This window comes from Ktedonobacter sp. SOSP1-85, from assembly GCF_016587415.1.
Lineage (GTDB): Bacteria > Chloroflexota > Ktedonobacteria > Ktedonobacterales > Ktedonobacteraceae > Ktedonobacter.
In genome coordinates, this window is sequence record NZ_BNJI01000003.1 from 909,596 (window position 1) to 929,489 (window position 19,894).

Genomic DNA, 19,894 nt, shown 5'->3' on the forward strand with positions numbered 1-19,894 from the left:
AGAGGTGACAGAAAATAGTGCCCGGTTATTATCTATGACATATACCTCTTCTATCAATTATGCAAAGATGCCAGGTTATTGTTTTATGTGAGAAAGGGTTAAGTGGTTCCTGTGAGACGACATCCATTGCGTGTGGAACGTGAACTACGTGGCTGGTCGCAGGCAAGGGTTGCCGAGGATGTAGGCACAAGTACCCGTTCTATCGTGCGTTGGGAGCAAGGAGAGGTCCTTCCGCAACCATATTATCGTGAGCGCCTCTGTGCCCTCTTCGGCAAGAACGCGCTGGAACTGAGCTTACAACCACCATTGGAGGAATCTGTTCTCTTCGAGGAGCCTCTTCCTGTTCAGCCGCGTGCATTCCTTTCCGACACAATGGTTGCCTCGTCCCCGTCAAATGAGAAAACACTTTTACCTGAGCAGGCTCAAGCCCTAACCGCATCCCTTGAGCAGGACCCATTGCTTTCTACCAAGTTGCTTGTCCCCATGCTGACGCACGGATTGATCACGCGTCCACGCCTGACTGATCTGCTAATGGCAGGAATGAAGTGTGCGCTGACGCTGATTTCGGCTCCCGCTGGCTCGGGCAAGACAACTGCGATTGCGGAATGGCTGAGAACCTTTTCATCCCCTGGCTTTGCTGCCTGGGTTTCATTGGATGAAGAGGATAATGATCCCCAACGCTTCTGGCTGTATGTTCTCATCGCCATTGAATCTAGTCGGCCTGGTCTCTGTCTCCCCTTGATTCATGCCCTACGTACGCAACGGATCTCGTCCTGGCCCGCTTTTTTGAAGCATGTACTCAATGCCTTCCTACAGAGCGAGCAATCTCTATTCCTGGTGTTGGACGATTACCATGCCGTGACCAACCCGGTAATTCACCAGGCGATGACATATCTGCTTGAGCATCTTCCCCGTCGTGTTCATCTGATTGTGGCGACCCGTAGTGACCCGCCCTGGCCTCTCTCTCGCCTGCGTTTGCAGGGGCAAATTCAAGAGATACACATGGATCAACTGAGCGGAACGTCTGAAGAGGTCGCGACCTTTTTCGACCAGGTAATGCAGATAGAGCTTGCTCCTGCCATTATTGAGGAGATAACAAGGCGTACTGAGGGCTGGATGGCTGGTATTCAACTCCTAGCCCTCTCCCTCCGTGAGAGTATCGATGTGCCTGGGATTCTTGAGCTTGTACAGGGCAATCAGCGGACAATCTTTGATTACCTGATGGAAGAGGTAATCATATGTCAATCGCCTCAGGTGCAGGAATTCCTGCTCGATACCTCGATTCTTGGCTCCCTGAATGCTTCTGCTTGCGACGCGGTACGGGGAAAGCAGGGAAGTCAGGCTATACTGGAGTTTTTGGATCGCGCTAACCTCTTTGTCGTTCCACTCGATAAGCAGCGCCATTGGTACCGCTACCATCACCTCTTTGCGCAGGCATTGCGCTCTCGCCTGGAGCGTATGTATGATCGTGATAGAATGCGGGCCTTACATCAACGTGCGAGTATCTGGTTTGCTCAATTTGGTTCTCCCCATGAAACGATTGCGCACGCGTTGTGCGCCCAAGAATGGGAACTGGCCGCAAAAGAGATCGAGCGTATTCCCTTTGAGCAGGTGTGGAGTAGCCAGCATATACAGCTTCAGCAATGGCTTGAGAGTCTGCCTGCTGACCTTCTTCGCCAGTATCCCTGTCTCTGCCTGAGATACGCTTTTCTCTTGCTCTGGCATGCCCGTCTGAGTGAGTGTGAATACTGGCTGGCTGAGACTGAGAAGACACTGATGGCCCATACCACGGAGGTCGATGGTCTGTGTATCCCGGCGCAGGGGCAGCAAAAACTCTTTGGTAAATATCTGAGCTTGCGTACCCTTGCTGCCGTGATGCGTGGGAAGGGAGAAAAGGCTGTGGCTCTAGGCCTGCAAGCCGAACAGTACTTTGAACCGCCTGATTGCTCCCTGCGGGCTCATACGGCCTTTTATCTTGGGCAAGCCCATTATCTATGCGATCAGCCCGTTCAAGGGGTCCAGGTGTTGCAAGAGGCAATGCAGTTAGCCGACACAGCAGGCAATCAGGCGCTCAAGAATATGATCCTGGGACATCTCATGCTGCAATTGTCGCTGCTTGGTCAACCCAGGGAAGCATGGAGCCTGAGAGCATGTAAATCCAATATCCAAGAACTTCGCTTGTTTGCCTCGGCCTCCTGTATCTACGAGGCTGCGCTCCTGCGTGAATGGAACGAGCTTGAGGCTGCCGCCTCTCTCGCAGAACAGGCGGTCGAACGTGGAAGAGCGTCCGAAAAGCTGATCCTGTTACCTCACTGGTATGCCATCTACGCGCGCTGCCTGTTCTCTAAGGGAGACCTGATAGGCATGGAGCAGGCCCTCCAATCTGGAGAACAGCTTAACGAAACGTTGCATAACCCCAGGCGACTTGGCTTCTCCATTACGGTGGAACGTGTGCGTCTCTGGCTAGCGCGTGGGGACCTGGAAGCGGCGAAACGCTGGCTTCAGCGCTATCATGACCAGGAAGAGGAGCCTACGGCGATTGCGCGTGTCTCCCTGGATATAGCCTCGATCCGTGTCCTGATCGCTGATGCTCAATACACTAGGGCACTGGAAAAGATTGAGCAAGCCCTGCAACAGGCGCGAGCTGCGCAACGTAAAGCCCATATTATCGAGCTACTTGTCTTGCAAGCTCTAGCCTACCAAGCCGCAAACCAGGAACAAGCTGGCTGTACAAGCCTAGCTGAAGCAGTAGAACTGGCACAGGCACAGGGCTACAAACGCGTCTTTGTGGATGAAGGCCAGCCCCTAGCGGGACTACTCCTGAAACTCAAGCAGCGGCAACCAGAGCATCAAACCTCTATAGAGGCACTCCTGGAGACATTTTCTGCCACTCGCGACTGTACCAACCCTTCATATTAATGTGAACGCATCGTCAGGCATCATAGTAAATCGGAAGAGAAGTAGAAAGAAGAAGATAATATATGAAATATTGAATAGGCCGCAAGGGCTGGACCTAAGCATTCGCTGATCTCTCTATCCCTATCTCATGCTACGTCTAGGCAGATCGTGCTGACTTGGTTGTTTCACTGATCGCTTGCTTGAGCATAAAGTCCCGTGTGGGCGGTATACGCTCACTCGCTCACTCTCTCTGGTTTGCGCTTGCACAAGCGCGTTGCACATCACGTGGGCTGTATCACCAATGGCAAGACGATAGTTGCCATCTCTTCCTGCTCCGCTCCTTGCTCAAACCAGATACATCCCCCATGCTCCTTAATAATCTTATTACACATGGCTATACAAAGCTCGCACTCTCTTCCATGAATCGTGTGCGGCTCAATGGCAAACATGCCTTCCAAACTTGATTTTTGTGCAGAAGCGCTTCTACGAGCACGAATGCATATTTTTACTTCATGAAGAGTACCTGCCTGATCTTCCTCCAGAGATCCCCATATACCTACTGGAGTTGAGGAAGTATGAGCAGCAATCATGTAACTCATGAGGTGTTCTAGGGCAAGTTTCAGCCATGCAAGATCGCACAGAATGTAGAGAGGCTGCTCAGGCAAGTGGGTTTGCACTACCCGATCTTTGTGGAATGGCACGAGGTGTTCAATTACTTGCGCTAATACTAACAGAAGGTCGGTTTTGACAAAATCTCTACTAAATTTTTCCTCGACAGACGTGATCGGTGATTCACGAAGCTGAGCAAGGAATTCACCCAGTTGTGTTTCCTGAATGCGCATCGCTTGCAGGTAACGCAACCACTTGTTTATCTCCTGTTTCCCTCTCTCTAACTGAAGATGCTCTTCTTGCGTCTGCGCAAGCAGCGCGCGTTCTAAAAGTTGTGTGTACTCCGAAACGGCAGCAAGTCCATTTCCCATAATATGGTGGATGATTTCAAGCAGCGAATAGTCGATGAGGCGCCCACTCATTAATGGACATACTTTATTCTCAGACTGCGACATCGCATTCCTCCATCTTATGTTGATATTTTCGTCGATCTTGGTCAGAATAGTGCAAGCGGAGGAAGCTCCTCCTCAGAATAGCAATGGAGAGAGAACAAATGGTACCTTAAACACATAGGCTCAGATATCCAGAGAACGGGCTCCGGCGTCGTTTTTTCTCCTTCCCATGGCTGCATCTATACCCATTTTCAATATATACTCGAGTCGCAATGGCCCGCTACTTCTTCCATTCCTCTAGACTGGGAAGGCTGGTCACGAAGCGAAGACGCAAAGAAGCGCTATTGTTTCCTCTATTGTACTAAACTCGCGTTTTAACCACGTTAAGGGAAGCGAAGGCCATAACTAGCGATCGCAAGCCGAAAATAAAAGTAAAACGGTGCAGAAGCACCTGTTTGTAACTCAGCTTCCCATAGTGTGATCTTTCGCGCCTACAGCGCTCATGGGTAAGATGTTGTGTACAAAATGGGCTTTGCTCATTTTGTACACAACATCTGCTTTTATGCAGTATTCCTGAGCTCCAAATGATGTTTGCCTTCTGGGGCCGGGGCTGCTATAGTAATGAACACACAAACATAGCGAAGGGAGATGCCGATACTTTATGGCCGCGAACTGGTGGGAGACACTCACCGAGCTAGTAACAACACTTGAACAAAAGCATATTGACTATACCATCCTGAACCGCGCCGCCCTCTATGCTCAGGGCGCCCTCGAAGAGGCTCCCCATGCCATAGAAATATCTATCCAATGGGATCTCTTCGCGCTCGCGCACGAGCTTCTGCCCTCAGGCTCCATAACCCACGAAGGGAATACGGCTCGCTTCTCCTTCCGCAGACTGCCCTTCCGTGTGACGCTCTCCTGCCAGTACAATACAGTCGTGGCGACTGATCCTGACCGCCTGCACATCGAACATGCCGGACGCCACTTCTGGGTCAAGGCACCAGACTACTACGTGCGCACCCTTTCCTCCAAGGATGAGTTAGTACGTGCCATCAAGGCCTACTGGCAGCGCTTACAAGAGCAAAACAATCGGTTAAACATGCAGGCCTGGAACCAGGACACCTACGACGCCTGGCTGGCGCGCTTTGGCTCGCCCCAGGAGGCCGCGCAACGCATTCTGAAAGATCCTCGTGGACGCCTGGGCTCACTCGTACACCATCTGCCAGAGGTGCAGGGAAAGAAGATTATCAACCTGCTAGGTTCGCATGGAACCAAGGCCATCGCCCTGGCCCATCTCGGCGCCTGGGCTACCGTCGTCGATATCTCCGAGGGGAATGCGCGCTATGCCCTCGACGTGGCCCAGGCCGCTGGAGTCGATTTGCGTTATATTATCTCCGATGTGTTAAGCCTGCCAGAGAGCGAGTTAGATGCCAGCTATGACCTGGTGCTCCTGGAACTGGGTGTGCTCCACTACTTCGTGGACCTGGAACCCCTCTTCAGCATTATCAAGCGTCTGCTCCGCCCCGATGGTCTGCTCCTGCTCCAGGACTTCCACCCCATCTCGGCCAAGCTGATTATCTCCAAAGGCGCTAAACATAAAGTCAAGGGCAACTACTTCGACAAAGCGCTTATCACCAAACCCGTGGCCCTGAGCAAGCATCTCCCCACAGGCGGACAGGAAAGTGCTCCCATTGTGTACCAGCGTCAATGGACCCTCGGCGAGGTCGTTACCGCCGTCGCCGCCTCTGGTCTCATCATCTCCTCCCTGGACGAGGAACCCAATCCCAAAATCGACGATATCGGCATCCCCAAACTCTTCACCCTCACCGCCCGCAACGCCACGCCGTAAACAGGGCGCCCATGAAGAAAAAACTGTGTAAAGGAGTGTGGGTGGATTAGTGAAGCCACCCCACACTCCTTTACACATGAGCCACGCAGTGGCAAAATTTTAAGTTTAACGGATAGCAACCGACCCACCACCTTGAGGGCAAAAATACATAATAGAACCCCTGCAATAGAGTGTAATACTTTAACCTGTATTTCATGTTTATATTTATTTTAAGAAAAATAGATGCTCTATGTTTGCAGAATACGACTGGTAAGAAAAACAATTTCTTGCATATGTGTGATATTTCTGCCGCTGCTGACGTAGTATCTGTTACTATCCCAAAGTTTTCGCTGGAGAAGCTGATGGATGAGTTCTCTACTTTATCCTCGCTAGCTCTGGCCAAAGCGCCTTCTCCATTGATGTAGCAAGCGCTTAGTAGCCATTGGCGCCTTCTCTCTCTTTCCAGAATATGTGCCTGACGTACAAGAGAGTCGTACTGCACCGCATCGTTTATTTGTGGTACTCTCACTATCTGGTAGCAAGGAGACCTGATGCAACTACACACACCAGACACCCGACCACGTACACGCATCACAACCCATCGTGTACTCCCTCTCTTCATGGGCATCCTGATGCTCTTTGTCGCGGCCTGTGGCGGTGGCAACAACACCCCAACCAGCAGCGGCAAAGCCCCGGATGACCAGCAGATCCTGGTCAAACCCGTGGAAGGCCGCTCGGAGTTGCAGACCTTTGATCCCGCGCTCGCAACCGAATCGGCGGCCATCAATGCCATCAATATGGTCTTTACCGGCCTGGTTGAGCTTGATGACAAGCTCCAGGTACAGGATCAGCTCGCAGCCTCGCATTCGCTGGCTGCTGATGGCGTGACCTGGACCTTTAAGCTCAAACCTGGCCTCAAGTTCAGTGATGGCACGCCCCTGACCTCGGCTGACGTGGCCTATAGCCTGGATCGGGCCCTAACACCCGATCTCAAGTCGCCTGTCTCGCCCGTGTATCTCGGCCTGCTCAAGGACGCAGATAAGCGCTTCAGCGGCGCCGTACCATCGCTCATCAATGATAGTATTTTGACGCCCGATTCCCAAACGGTGGTCCTCATTGCCAAAAGCAAAGCCGCTTATTTCTTGCAAATCCTGACTTATCAAACCTCGTTTGTGGTTGAGAAGAGCATGATCCAGAAGTATGGCAATAACTTTGCCACCCATCTGAGCGAGGGCATCGGCGGAGATGGCCCCTTTAAAGTCGCCAGCTACACTCCTAACAAAGACATCGAATTTGTACCCAATCCCAACTACTACGGCCCCAAACCCAAACTCAAAAAGGTCGTCATGGTCTTCTACAAGCAGGCAGATACCGTCTATCGTGCCTACCAGGCGAACCAGGTAGACTCTTCCAGCGTGTCTTCTACGGAAATTGCCAGCGCCAAACAGTTGCCCAACGGGCAATATCATAGCATTCCTCAGCTCGATGTCGAATACTTTACCATGAATTACCTGGTGAAACCATTTGACAATCTGAAGATCCGTCAGGCCTTTGCGCTCTCAATCGACAAGGACGCCATCGCGCATAACGTCTTCAAAGACGCCGCCATCCCATCGAACCATATTGTTCCTCAGGGCATGCCGGGTTACAATGAGAACCTGACAGCCACGCATGGCGTTACCAGCACCAAAGGTAACGCGGAACTGGCCAAGCAGCTTTTTGCCGAGGGCTTAAAAGATGAGAACCTTACCGTCTCTACCTTCCCCCAGATTACCTTTACTGTCTCCACCCTGGGTCTAACTGACTGGCGTAACATGTTTGCCGCTGTCCAGCAGATGTGGCAGAAGAACCTTGGCGTCACCGTCAAGATCCAGGACGAAGACTTCAACAAGCTACTTGATGATCGCAATAGCACAGTGAACAATCCCAAAGGAATGCAGATGTGGGCACTCGACTGGAGCTCGGACTATCCCGATCCCCAGGACTGGCTGACCCTGATCTTCGACAAAGGCTCGCCCAAGAATGCCTTCAACTATGGACAGAACTCAACACCTCTTGCCACGGAACAGCAGGCAAACCAGCTCCTGATGGAGCAGGCCGACGTCAATGCGGATCAGCAGGCACGCCTGAAACAGTACAACCAGGCCGAACAGGCACTCATCGACGATGTCGCCTGGATTCCTGTCTACCAGAGCATCTCTACACTGGTGCGCAAGCCCTGCGTGATCGGTGTCGTAGATAATGCCCAGGGCTTCACTCCCCCTGATGATTGGACCAACATCTACATCTCCGACGCGACCCCCTGCGCTAATACGAAACAGTATAGCTAACCAGGTAGCCGCATACGCCAGTAGCGGGCCGAAGCAACATGCTTCGGCCCGCTACTGCTTTGTAGGAATCTGCGTTACCTAATTTTTGTATGTTATACGTACAACGCCTTCTAAGACGCTTCAAAAGTATGCTCCGAGCCATTTTACTCAGCGTTTCAATGGGTCGCTGTAGCTGTGGGTAAATATACTAGAAGGAGAATAGATTTGTCATCTCACTCTCATCACCTCATTCGGCCTGCGGATGCCCCTGGGTTCACCCATGGGGAGGAAGCAGGCGTTCCTTTCCTGGTGGCTGGGGAGGGGGCTCCTCAGTACGTCATCCCTGCAAGGCTGTCGCCACCACAGCATAGTCGTAGCCGTCGGCCCGTTGGAGGACCCGGCAAAAGCGCGCAGGAATCCCCTGCACCTTGCCCATGCGAAACTGCTTGTTCGCGCGCACGGCGATGCGCCCGGTATGCGTCCCCTGCGCCGCAAACCCTTCTGGGACCACCGCCCGCACCCGATCACCGGTCTTGATGCCCAGGACCTGCTTGCGGCGCATCAGATAGCCAACGGGGAAACCATGTTCATCGACATTGGTCCGGCTGTAGCGCCCCCGACCGGTGGCGGTGATCGCAAGGGTGTTCTGCCCACCCACCGCAACCCCTGCCAGTTCCCCCACACACAACGCGTCCAGCGCGTGCGTCTTAGGGATCGAGAAGCGAGCACGGTTCCACCTCGTGCGTCCGCCGCTCCAACTGGTGAGCGGCAGTCCCAGCGCGCGCAGTTCGTCACAGAGCGCGTAGCGGGTGGCGTTGACCGCAGCCGCGTCCCGTAGCGGCTGCTTCGCCTGGGCGGCTACTTCGGGATGGCCGAACTCCGCGGCGGTGCGCTCCCCCTTGGCCGCATTGCACGCGTGGCAACTGAGCGCCAGATTCGACACGCGGTTGGAGCCACCCCGACTGCGCGGCTGGATATGGTCCAACTCGAAGGGCGTGTCCGTGCGCCCGCAGTACACGCACCTGCGCCCGAATTTCTCCAGGAGATAGGCGCGCACCTCCCAACCGGCCAGTTCCCCGCGCTGGTACTCGACCCCGGAGATCTCCGGATGCTGCAGCAGTTGGGTGTCGAACTTCACCCGCTCGACCGCGATACGCACCAGCGGGACCCAGCGCTGGTAGCGCCTGCCCCAGGACAGGACGTTATCGATGCGTGAGCGCAGGGACGGCGCAAGCCAGCCAGGCGCTCGACGGCGGTTGAGGAAGCGCGCCGGCCGATAGCGCAGGTTGCTCGAACGCCTGCGTCGCCGATACCCGGCCCGTTTGCGCAGCCGGTCGCGGACCTCCTCCCCACGATGGGAAAGTTCGGCCAGGTGCAGCGCGTGGTGCACCTCTCCCTCGCCAGTCTCTTCCACCCGCGCCAGCGCCAGGCCAGTCGTTTTCGAGCCTGGATCGATCTTGAGCACGACCGGTTGCAGCGTGCTCTGCTGGACGCTGCGGTCCTTGAGCCGGATCGTGAAGGGGCTGAGCCGATGGACCACGGCCCGCTTGCGCGCAAGCAGGAGGCGGGCGCGCCTGGGGGTACACGGCATGAGTGGCTTTTTGTGTCTGTCGAGCACAAACGCCATGGGTGACTCCTTTCTCTTCCCTCGTGTGAGGGTCCCGTTACCGGGCGGTGTAACGGTCCTGAGCAGGCTGACTCAGGACGCTCCCCTCGCCGGTGTTGCACTCGCTTGTTCGGCTCAGCGCACCGACCCGTACCCCGACGGGTGCTTTTAACGCTGAGCGACAGCGCCAGCCGCTGAGGAAGCACGACTGGGTGTCATGACGAGCGTAACGCTGGTGCCAATCAGCGCCTTGCCTGCGGGCTCTGGCACCTCGGCTGGACAACGAAAACGGCATCAACACAAGGGATAAGCCCCCGCATTCATGCGTGGGGATCGTTGACTTAAAGCGCGTCTCAGCTATATGCTAGCTTGCTAAGAAAGAGATATTATGGCAATCCCTCCACCAGGGCAGCCGGAGCGGAACTCTCCCCAAACGGCGCAATATATATTCGAAGCTAAAATACCCAGGATCACTGCGACGCTCCCTGACATTCAGCCGCTTCCCAGGACCTTAGGCACTCGTGACCTGGTCGTCTTCCTTATTTTCGATATCGTCGTTCTGTCGTTTGCGATGCTGATGCAGTTGGCCGGGCCATTCGCCTTACTCTACTGGCTTCTAGGTACCTGCACCTTCTTCTTGCCAGGGGCAGTCGTCTTCTACTGGCTGGCGCGACACCTGCCGGGACAGGGAAGCCCCTATGTGTGGCTCAGTAGTGTCTTCAACCGTTGCTAAAATCTAGAACTATCTTGAACAAGGCCCAACTATCCACACAATCGAAGGAAAACAGCTTTGGGCTGTGACGATTGAAGGAAGGCAGAAGCCACCCAGCCAGGATAGTAACAGATCTTTCCCCGCAAGGTGCGGGCGGGTGTCTCTCCCGTCGGCGGCAACAGCAACGCCGAACCCATTCCGGTATACGAAACGGGCTTGACCCTGGGGTCAGAGATGGAGCAAGACCTCGCCTTGCCTACGTGTTTCATGTGAGCCAGATATGCCACGCCCAGTCTCGCAATGTTGACCGACGCACAATAATCCCGATCACCGTTATACTGACAGGCCTCACAAGCCATCCACCGCCCCCACTTCACCGCTTCACGACGATCACTGGGGGAACGATACGTTTTTGCCGTGATCCCGCAGCGGGGGCAGGTATGACTGGTTCCTCGTGGTTGCGCTGTACGGAACCGCACGCCCAGAAGATGACATTTATAGCGAAGGATCCTCCAGATTTCCCCGCGGACGGTCGAGTTATTGCGATAGTGGCGCCAGCGCCCCCGGACACCTTTCCCTCGCCCGGTGGTTTTGAGGGTTTTCAACGATTCCATCGAGAGCAGCGAGCAGCCATGGATCTGACACAACAGCAGCAAGACGTTACTTGCCAGATGCGCCAGCGCTCGATTGCGCCGCTCATATTTGCCCCAACAGCGCTCGATGTCGCGCCGAGAGAGTGCGAGGCGCTCCTGGTACCAGGCGCGTTTGGGATGGGCTTCTGGCAAGGCATCTCGTTCCTGCTCAAAGGCCGCGACCTTCTTCTTAAGTTCATCAATCTGGCGCCGCGTGCGGGCTTGTTTGCCATCAAAGCCGCCAGTGTCCAGGAAGAATGGCCTGCCAACTTGCTCACTGTGTTCATCGATGGCAGTCGCCGTCAAGAGGGTATGCACACCCCAGTCCACGCCTAAGACGCATTCAACCTGTTCCCAGGTGGGCAAGGCCGTTTTTTCGACCTCGATGATGAAGTCGAGCACGGCAAAGCGCTCACCATCGGCTCGGCGCTCTTCGCGCAGCGTGGGAGCCATGAGCTTCCCGTCGGAAAGACGCTCTTTGAGGCAAGCAGGGAACGCAATGAGGGTCTCCTCTTTGCGCCAGCGCCACATCCCCATCTCGTCAGGGGAGCGGAAGCGAAACCGAGCCACCCCTGCATCTGCGTCAAGAGCCAGCCGATAGGCCTGGCCTTTTGTGCCACCATCGTCTCCTGCATAGGTCAGCAGACCAACGTGTAACAAGGGGATGGGTTGCAATTCTTCATAGGAAGTGGGGAAACGATCATGCTGCAAGCAAAAATTGCAGGCTTGCTCGACCACATTTTGTAGGGTGACAAAGCTGGTTTCATCCTCATCGAGGCTCTGCTGCAAGGCCGTAATGGCTTCTTTGATGGCTGGGCGTTTTTTGCCTGCTGGGCGCCTCTCCGTTTTGGGGCGAATGAAGCCATCGGAGAGAATGGGGGCGACGAGGGTAAAGACTTTTTTGCGCTCGGCTTGTGCCCGCAGCAAGCGCCCGACGACCTCGCTCTCGCAGCGCCATTGACGATCACCATGCGGCAACGGGCTTGCGATGTACTTGCCAACCTGCTTCCAGGCAGGCCCTTCACGCTCAGCCCCAAACGCGTCGAGGCAGGGCCAGAGGATCGTCAGTGCCGCATTGACGACGGCCTTACTGGCGTCAAGGAGGCGAAGCGCATCTGCCTGGGCTTCGTCAGGCAACCGCACATCATAGGTCAGGGGCTGGTGGGTACGGTTGGTATGGGGAGAGCGCATCGTTCCTCCTCTGACGAACATTTGTCCTCATGAGGAGAAGTATAACAGGAAAAGCATGTACTTGCAACTGTTTTGGACTTGTTTGAAGCGGCTATAGATAGTTGCAGAAGTACATGCTAGTTATAGCTTTTTGACAACTGTCTAAATCCTGTCCTTGGCTTTACGATCACTTTTAGTATCTGGCTTACCAGTATACTCTATACCTCGACCTCGCTTCAAGAGGCAATCATCTACTTCCGCATGCTCAAACCAAACTGGCTCTATACCTCTTCTCAACAGGGCCTGCTCATGATTCTTATGCTCTTTCTGGCAACGGCCATCAGTTGTCTCCCCCTATCACGTCTAAAGCAATTGCTCTTTATTGCCTGTCTCGGCTATGGCGCACTCTATATCATCCTGGGTGCTAGCACGCTGTGGAGGCTACAGCATGGCATGCTGTGGCTTCTTCCCTGGAACCACCCGGCAACTCAGCCACTCTTGTGGCATAAGCAACCTCTATTCTATAGCTTCACGATTCTAGCCTTCCTTGGCCTGAATCATCCCCTCTTTATGGGCAGTGAGGTACGCGAGGGGCAAGCGGGCCTACGCCGGGCCTCCAAATACATCTGGTGGGGGGCTGCCATCATACCTTTCCTCTATCTGCTGGGCCTGGTCAGTGCCGCAGCGTGGACACCTGTTGTGTCAAGAAATGAAACTCAGGCCGCGGTTGTACTCTGGATAAACGCCTTCGGACCAGTGGTAAATTTTCCCGCCACTCTCGTGTTGGGCCTTGCGGATATCTTCCAGGCAGTCATCTTTATGGTGCTTTTTTCGCGCCTACTTATCACCCTGACTCAACATCACCGCCTGCCTCCTGCCTTTGCACGCATAAACGCTTCGGGGGTTCCTGTCTTTACGATGCTAGTCCAGGCCTTCACTATCCTGGTGGTCATGGTTATAGGCTTTATATTCGTCCCCTCGCTCTTTGAAAGTGGCAATAACGTCATAGAGATCGAGCGAAATACACATAAAATTATGTTGGCAAGCTCGTTTGTTCTCTTATTATGCTCCACATCACTATTCTTCACCTTGCCCATAATAATAAGTTTCAATAGAGGGAAAGGCAGAAGCATAGCGTTCACTATCAACTATAAACGCCTGATGCTTATAGCAATTGCACTCCTGGGTACAGGTGCCACGCTAGTAGCTATCTGGGCAACGCTCGCGCAATCCTGGGTCACTGGAATCTCGAATGAGCACTGGGGAAGCATCATTCTGATGGTCGTATTTATCATGCTGATCCTCGGCTGGCTCTGTGGTGAGATGCCCCGTCTGAGCCTCCTGTTAAGCGACCAGGAGCGCGTGACCAGTCGCGAGAAGACGCTGCGCGAACAATTGCAGGAGGCTTATCAACAACAAGGCGTTCTCTTGCTAGAGCTAGAGAAACTCTATCGCGAACAAGCATTTGCGGCAACCATTGATCCCGTGACTGAGCTTCCCAATCACCGGGCCGTGATGAGCTATATTGACGCGACTCTCGCACGGGCACAAGCAGAGCATAGCCCCTTCGCGATCATGTTTATTGACCTCGATCATTTTAAAAGCATAAACGATCAATGGGGACATCGAGTGGGCGATACCATTCTCTACGAGGTTGCCCAACGCTTACATGCCAATCAGCGCCAGGAAGACTTCATCGGCCGCTATGGGGGAGAAGAGTTTGCCCTGATTTGCGCCAATAGTGATCTGTCCACAATCAGGAAGAGAGCCAGGCAACTCTGCACTATCCTCGCAGAGCGACCCTTCCTCTGCAGTGTTCGTGATAACACGCACGAGATTTCAGTGACCGCCAGCATCGGCATAGCCGTCTATCCAAGGCATGGTACCACACGCGACGCTCTCATAGAGCAGGCCGATCGCGCTATGTACCTAGCCAAACAGAAGGGGCGTAATCGCATCTGCTGCTCATCCTGAACAATGCTCAATCTGACACACACTCTCCCTGCTGAGCGTGTTCCCTGTGACTACCCGATTCTCTCTAGCAACCGTCTTTTAGAGAGACGATTTATATAAATAAAACAGGGAGATACCAACATTATGAGTACGAAATGGAGCAGGAATCTGGCATGGGCAGGGATTGGGCTGGGTGCTGGCCTGGCCCTGCGTACCTACATCAGGCGCGGTCTGGCGCAGGATCTCCAGGGGCAGGTCGTCGTCATCACGGGTGGATCACGCGGGCTAGGTCTGGCGATGGCGCGTGAGTTCGCGCGCCAGGGATGCCGCCTCGCGCTCTGCGCACGTGAGGCTAAGGCCCTGGAGATCGTAAAAGAGGAATTTACGCAAAAGGGCGTCGAAATCGCCGAAATCTATATAAAGACCTGCGATATCAGCAAGCGCGACCAGGTTGACCTCTTTGTCTCCCAGGTTCTCAATCATTTTGGACGTATCGATATTCTCGTCAATAACGCGGGTGTAATCACGATTGGCCCACAGAAAAGTACGACTATCGAGGATTATGCAGAGGCGATGGATATTATGTACTGGGGCACGGTCAATATGACCTTTGCCGTGTTGCCTCATATGCGCGAGCGCGCCAGCGGGCGCATCGTGAATATCACCTCCATCGGCGGTAAGGTCAGCATACCCCACCTGCTTCCCTATTCGGCGGCCAAATTCGCCGCTGTAGGCTTCTCCGAGGGTATGCATGCTGAACTGGCACAGGATGGCATTACGGTGACGACCGTCGTGCCTGGCCTGATGCGCACAGGCTCGCATGTACACGCCTATGCCAAAGGCGACAAGGAGGCGGAGTATGCCTGGTTCGCGATGGGCGCAACCTACCCCTTCATCTCTATGCAGGCCGATAGAGCGGCTCGTAAGATTGTAGACGCGGCCCGTCTGGGAGAGGCCGAAGTTATCCTCTCACCCCAGGCCAAGCTGCTAGCTGGATTCCACGGCCTCTTCCCCGGCCTGACCAGCGATATCCTCTCCGTGGTAAGCCGACTCATGCCCAAGGCGCCAGCCAACGACGATAAAACGCGGGACGCGGCCCACAGGCATGTGACGCCCGTCGCCTCATTTATCAGCAAGCCCGGCGAGGTCGCCATCCGCAAATTCAACCAGGAGAGCAAACAAGACTAGACACGTACCTATTGGTGCATCTGCCAAGTGACACAGAAATCTGTAGGAGCCATGCCAGCATGGCCTTGTTCACGCAGGGTGAGCGTATCTTTCGTCAGCATAAGTTGCGTCTGCTCGCCAATGGACAGTATGTTGCACGCTTCGACGAGGGTGGAATACATGCCTTCATCCCTGAAGAGAATATACAACAACGTTTGCTCGCTCAGCTTGAGCAGGCATTCGCGCTCTGTGACCTGGCCGTTATCTCTGACTACCGCTATGGCGTCCTCTCACCTCGCATACTTGAGCGTCTTCATACGCTTCAGGCTGAGCGGCATTTGCCTATGATCGTCGATTCCAAAACCCTGCATAACTTCAAGGGGCTGGAAATATCAGCCATTACGCCCAACATCGCTGAGGCTCGCCAACTCGTGGGCGCGGCTGATAGTAAATACACCTCTTCATCTTCAGAGACGCTCCTGGCTGAGGCACGGATACTGGCTGAACATCTGCACAGCTTACTCACAACAAGATACGTTGGCGATTACACTGGGTGGCGAGGGAGTCTTCCTGCTTGACCACCAGGGACATGAACGACATCTCCCCACGGCATCGGTTGCCAGAGCGCACGATGTGGGCGCGGGCGATTCCTTTACCGCGGCTCTCTTCCTGGCCCTGACCGTGGCAGATGATATCGTTGAAGCGGCACGCATTGGACTGGATGCTGCCAGCATCGCTGTCTCACGCGTACATACCGCCAGCGTCTCACACCATGATCTCCTACAACGCGTGAGCCTGAGAAGTCATAACGAGCAGAGTAAGGCGGAAATCGGGCGGGTGGACGCGATCAGGCTCGCCGCCATCTTAGAGCCTGAGCGCCAGGCAGGCAAACGCCTTATCTTCACCAATGGCATCTTCGATATCCTGCATGCCGGCCATATCCACCTGCTACGCCAGGCCAGAGAACTGGGTGATATCCTGGTCGTTGGCGTCAATAGCGATGCGAGTGCGCGCCGTCTTAAAGGTGCCAGGCGTCCCATCAATGGCCTCCGGGAACGCATGGCGCTCGTCTCGGCTCTGGATGGCGTTGATTATGTGGTCCCATTCAAGGAGGAGACGCCCACGGAGCTGATACGCCTCTTGCGTCCCCATATACATGTCAAGGGCGGCGATTACGCAAATGAGGACCTGCCAGAGGCCGGCGCCGTGCAGGAGGCTGGCGGACAGGTGGTTATCATTCCCTTGCTCGGGGGCATGAGCACAAGCGCCGTTATCGACCGCATTGCGCGCATGGCCATGCTACAGCAGGCACCTGAGCATGTCTCAAGTGTTCGGGAGGAGGGGAGAGGTTCATGGTAGATCCACGCTGGCAAGATAAGAACAACATTTTGCTCGTACGACTCGACAACCCGGGCGATGTGCTTCTAATGACACCGGCTTTTCACGCCGTCAAGGAGTCGTTACCCCAGGCGCGCCTGACCCTGCTCACCAGCCCCGTTGGGGCACAGATCGGACGCCTCGATCCCGATATCGACGAGGTCATGGTATATGAGGCCCCCTGGGTCGATCCCTGGCAGAAGTTGCCCCACGATAGTCAGCGCGAGCAGGCCATGATCGCGCTCCTGCGTGAGAGGCACTTCGATGGCGCGATTATATTCACATCTTTCCGCCAGAGCGCGCTGCCCGCGGCCTACATGTGCTACCTGGCAGATATTCCCTTACGGGCCGCGGCCTCCATCGATGGCCCCGGCTCCCTGCTGACCACCCGCCATAAGCATCCTGAACATATTGTGCACGAGGTAGAGCGAGCGCTCAATCTCGTTGGCGCGCTGGGTATGCGCGCCAGTGAGCGCAACCTCGTACTACAGGTGCCCCCAGAGGCCCAGAGTGAGGCTGAAAGCTGGCTCGCACAGCAGGCATTCGCGGACCAGAGGCCCCTGGTCGTGGTCCATCCCGGCTGTACGATGCCTGCACGCACCTACCCCTGGGAGATGTATGTCGAGGTCATCAATCTCCTGGTGGAACAGCTCTCGGCCCGAGTGGTGGTCACTTGGCGACCACTCTGAGGAGGAACTGGTTAAGCGCGTGTTGGAACTTATAGATCCGCAAAAGCGTGAACAGGTACGAGGGGCGGCAGGAGATCTCTCCTTCGCAGGCTTATGTGCTCTGCTCCAGCGAGCAGACCTGGCTATCACCAATAATACGGGTCCCATGCATCTCGCGGCGGCAGGGCAAACGCCCGTGATCGCGCTTTTCGCCCTGACCAATCCCCCCGAGCAATGGGGACCCTGGAACGTGGCTCATCGTCAGCTCTACGTTGACGTTCCCTGTCGCATCTGCTATAGCCGCGTCTGTCCCTATTCGCATGAGTGTCTTCGCCTGATCTCGCCACAGATGGTGCTTGAGGCCGCTCGCGATTTACTCCAGAATACTCCGCGACCTGATGCCACCGAGACCCGGCACCTGGTTGATGATCCAGATGTCTTGCTGATTCATGTCACCAAATATAACCGCCGATACAAGCCCCGTTGAACGCATCGCGGTAGAAAAAAGTATTATCCAGCAGGTTGATAAAGTCATCGCGCAATGCCCAAGTGAATGGCAGGAACTCATTGAGGAGTATGGAGCCGATCCATCCAGGCTCGTGCTGATACCTGCCGCCGCCAACACTACGCTCTTACGCCCGGTTACGCGCGCCCTGGCACGCCAGGAGATTGGGCTACGCCAGCTTGGCATTCCCAAGTCGGCCTTTACTATCTCCTACGTAGGCCGCCTGCTACCACGTAAGGACGTGCGCAACATCGTCTTCGCCAAAGCGGCCTTCCCCTGGCTACGCCAGCAGGGTGGTGGGCATATCTTCAATATCGCCTCGACTGCGGCTACCCGCGCCTGGGCCAATGCCTCGCCCTATCACGCCTCAAAATGGGGCCTGCTGGGCTTTAGCCGTGGCTTGAGCGTCGAGGGGCGCCCACATAACATTCGTGTTACCACGCTCATCCCCGGCGGCATGGATACTCACTTCTTTGACCGCTTCCTGGATCAGGGCATTCCCATGCCCGACAAAAACAACCTACAAAGTCCGGCCAATGTCGCGGCAACCATGGTCTTCGCCGCCCAGCTCCCACCCGAGTCCGCCCTCCAGGAGCTCATCGTCACCCCCCTCAACGAAACCAGCTGGCCCTAAATAAATTTTATACGTAATAGAAGAGGCCACTCGCGCATGCGCGAGTGGCCTCTTCTATCACCAACCACCGCCTGCGGATGCCCCTCTTTTCAAAGATGGGGAGGAAGCAGGCGTTCCTTGTTGGGGGTTGGGGCAAGGGGCCTGTCCGTAGGCATAGCCATCGGCCCGTTGCAGCACAACACAATATTTGGCATTGATACCGTCGCGCTTTCCCACACGGAAGGAGCCTGACGCTCGCACGGCGACCCGCCCCACATGCGTGCCTTCGGTTTTGAGTGGCTTGAGCAGCTGGGGCACCTCAGCCCGCACCAGATCCCCTGTCGCAAAATCTCGGATGCGCTTGTCTCGTGTGAAATAACTCACGGGAAAGCCTGAGCCATTCACATTGGTGCGCTGGTAGCTGCCACGCCTCTGCGCCTGGATGAGCAGCATCTGGCTTCGCTCTCGCGTCACTCCCACCAGGTCGCCAACACACAGCGCATCCAGACAGTGCTCCTTCTCGACACCAAAGCGATCTCGGTTCCATCTCGTGCGTCCACCGCTCCAGGTCCCAACAGGCAACCCCAATGCTCGTAAGGCTTCCACCAGCGCGAAACGCGTCGCATTGACCGCCGCGGCGTCTTTGAGAGGGACCCTGGCTTGTTTCTGCACCTCCGCATGCCCAAACTCGACGGCGGTCTGATTGCCTTTGGCTTGATTGCAGGCATGGCAACTGAGCACCAGATTGGACACGCGATGCGATCCCCCACGAGAGCGAGGTAGCACATGATCGATCTCAAAGGGCACGTTCTGCTTGCCGCAGTACACACAGCGCCGGGCGAACTTTTCGAGCAGATAGGCCCGGATCTCCCAGCCAACAAGCTCGCCTCGTTGATAGGCAATCCCGCTGACTTCGGGATGCTGCATCAGGAGCATGTCAAACTTGACGCGCTCGACCTCGATGCGCGTCAGAGGGTCCACGTCTGCAAACGGGTGGCCCAGGTGAGGACATTGCCAATGCGAGAGCGCAGACTGGGCGGCAACCACCCTGCTGGTCGCCTGCGGTTGGCAAAGCGCGCGGCACGATACCGCAGGTTGGCCGTTCGGCGTCGCCTGCGGTAGCCTCGCCGCTGCATGAGCGGCTGATTCACCTGCTCGCCTCGATGGGACAGGTTAACAAGATGAAGCGCATGATGGACGTCACCTTCCTCTCGCTGCTCAACTCGCACCAGCGCCATCCCGCTGGTTTTGGACCCAGGGTCCAGTTTGAGCGCGACGGGCTGAACCTCGCTCTGCTCGCGCGTTCGATCAGTGAGACGAATGACAAAGGGAACATGTCGATGCACCACTGCTCGCTTGCGCGCCAGCAAGAGCCGTGCCCGTTTCTCCGAGCATGGCATCAGCGGTTGATGGTGCCGATCCACGACAAACACGGACATACGAATGGATCCTTTC

General features: G+C 55.4%; 14 protein-coding genes and 1 pseudogene. 11 read left to right on the plus strand and 4 right to left on the minus strand.

Translation table 11 applies throughout. The features are described 5' to 3' along the window. Window positions 1–111: 111 nt before the first annotated feature. Window positions 112–2,919 (plus strand): helix-turn-helix domain-containing protein, encoded by a 2,808-nt coding sequence (locus tag KTE_RS42140; protein WP_201392744.1) that lies wholly within the window; start codon window positions 112–114, stop codon window positions 2,917–2,919. A gap of 260 nt (window positions 2,920–3,179) precedes the next feature. On the opposite strand, the gene KTE_RS42145 is transcribed toward KTE_RS42140, so the two are convergent. Next, entirely contained in the window at window positions 3,180–3,962 is a 783-nt protein-coding gene (locus tag KTE_RS42145; RefSeq protein ID WP_201392746.1) for a HAMP domain-containing histidine kinase, read from the minus strand. Window positions 3,963–4,560: 598 nt separating this feature from the next. Between KTE_RS42145 and KTE_RS42150 the strand changes: the two genes are divergently transcribed. Together KTE_RS42150 and KTE_RS42155 are read left to right on the plus strand one after the other, a co-directional pair. Then, window positions 4,561–5,748, plus strand: a complete 1,188-nt coding sequence (locus KTE_RS42150; protein ID WP_201392748.1) for a class I SAM-dependent methyltransferase — start codon at window positions 4,561–4,563, stop codon at window positions 5,746–5,748. Window positions 5,749–6,278: 530 nt separating this feature from the next. Next, entirely contained in the window at window positions 6,279–8,057 is a 1,779-nt protein-coding gene (locus KTE_RS42155) for an ABC transporter substrate-binding protein (RefSeq protein ID WP_201392750.1), read from the plus strand. Between the two features lie 316 nt (window positions 8,058–8,373). Here the strand turns inward: KTE_RS42155 and iscB (KTE_RS42160) are convergent, their stop codons facing one another. Further along, window positions 8,374–9,663, minus strand: coding sequence for an RNA-guided endonuclease IscB (iscB, locus tag KTE_RS42160; RefSeq protein WP_201392752.1), 1,290 nt, complete (start codon window positions 9,661–9,663; stop codon window positions 8,374–8,376). A 367-nt stretch (window positions 9,664–10,030) separates the two neighbouring features. On the opposite strand from iscB (KTE_RS42160), the gene KTE_RS42165 reads away from it, so the two are divergent. Beyond that, window positions 10,031–10,375 (plus strand): amino acid permease, encoded by a 345-nt coding sequence (locus tag KTE_RS42165; protein WP_201392754.1) that lies wholly within the window; start codon window positions 10,031–10,033, stop codon window positions 10,373–10,375. 29 nt (window positions 10,376–10,404) lie between these two features. Here KTE_RS42165 and KTE_RS42170 read toward each other — a convergent pair whose 3' ends face one another. Then, complete coding sequence (locus KTE_RS42170; RefSeq protein WP_201392756.1) at window positions 10,405–12,177, minus strand: zinc ribbon domain-containing protein; 1,773 nt, start codon at window positions 12,175–12,177, stop codon at window positions 10,405–10,407. A gap of 240 nt (window positions 12,178–12,417) precedes the next feature. Here KTE_RS42170 and KTE_RS42175 point away from each other — a divergent pair, with 240 nt between their 5' ends. From KTE_RS42175 to KTE_RS42205, 7 genes are all read left to right on the plus strand, one after another. Then, on the plus strand, window positions 12,418–14,130 hold the full coding sequence (locus KTE_RS42175; RefSeq protein ID WP_201392765.1) for a diguanylate cyclase: 1,713 nt from the start codon (window positions 12,418–12,420) through the stop codon (window positions 14,128–14,130). 123 nt (window positions 14,131–14,253) lie between these two features. Then, window positions 14,254–15,297 (plus strand): SDR family oxidoreductase, encoded by a 1,044-nt coding sequence (locus tag KTE_RS42180; protein WP_201392767.1) that lies wholly within the window; start codon window positions 14,254–14,256, stop codon window positions 15,295–15,297. 59 nt (window positions 15,298–15,356) lie between these two features. Continuing rightward, window positions 15,357–15,854 (plus strand): hypothetical protein, encoded by a 498-nt coding sequence (locus KTE_RS42185; protein ID WP_201392769.1) that lies wholly within the window; start codon window positions 15,357–15,359, stop codon window positions 15,852–15,854. Then, entirely contained in the window at window positions 15,814–16,635 is an 822-nt protein-coding gene (gene rfaE2 / locus KTE_RS42190) for a D-glycero-beta-D-manno-heptose 1-phosphate adenylyltransferase (protein WP_201392771.1), read from the plus strand. Before KTE_RS42185 ends, rfaE2 begins: the two co-directional genes overlap by 41 nt. Further along, complete coding sequence (locus KTE_RS49165) at window positions 16,629–17,342, plus strand: glycosyltransferase family 9 protein (protein ID WP_201392773.1); 714 nt, start codon at window positions 16,629–16,631, stop codon at window positions 17,340–17,342. Before rfaE2 ends, KTE_RS49165 begins: the two co-directional genes overlap by 7 nt. 19 nt (window positions 17,343–17,361) lie before the next feature. Further along, window positions 17,362–17,808 (plus strand): glycosyltransferase family 9 protein, encoded by a 447-nt coding sequence (locus KTE_RS49170; RefSeq protein ID WP_201392775.1) that lies wholly within the window; start codon window positions 17,362–17,364, stop codon window positions 17,806–17,808. Then, window positions 17,771–18,460 carry an SDR family NAD(P)-dependent oxidoreductase gene (locus KTE_RS42205; protein WP_201392777.1) on the plus strand — a complete coding sequence of 230 codons (690 nt, stop codon included), beginning with the start codon at window positions 17,771–17,773 and terminating at the stop codon, window positions 18,458–18,460. Before KTE_RS49170 ends, KTE_RS42205 begins: the two co-directional genes overlap by 38 nt. A 57-nt stretch (window positions 18,461–18,517) precedes the next feature. Here the strand turns inward: KTE_RS42205 and iscB (KTE_RS48505) are convergent. Further along, window positions 18,518–19,878: pseudogene (gene iscB / locus KTE_RS48505) on the minus strand (RNA-guided endonuclease IscB). Between the last annotated feature and the right edge of the window lie 16 nt (window positions 19,879–19,894).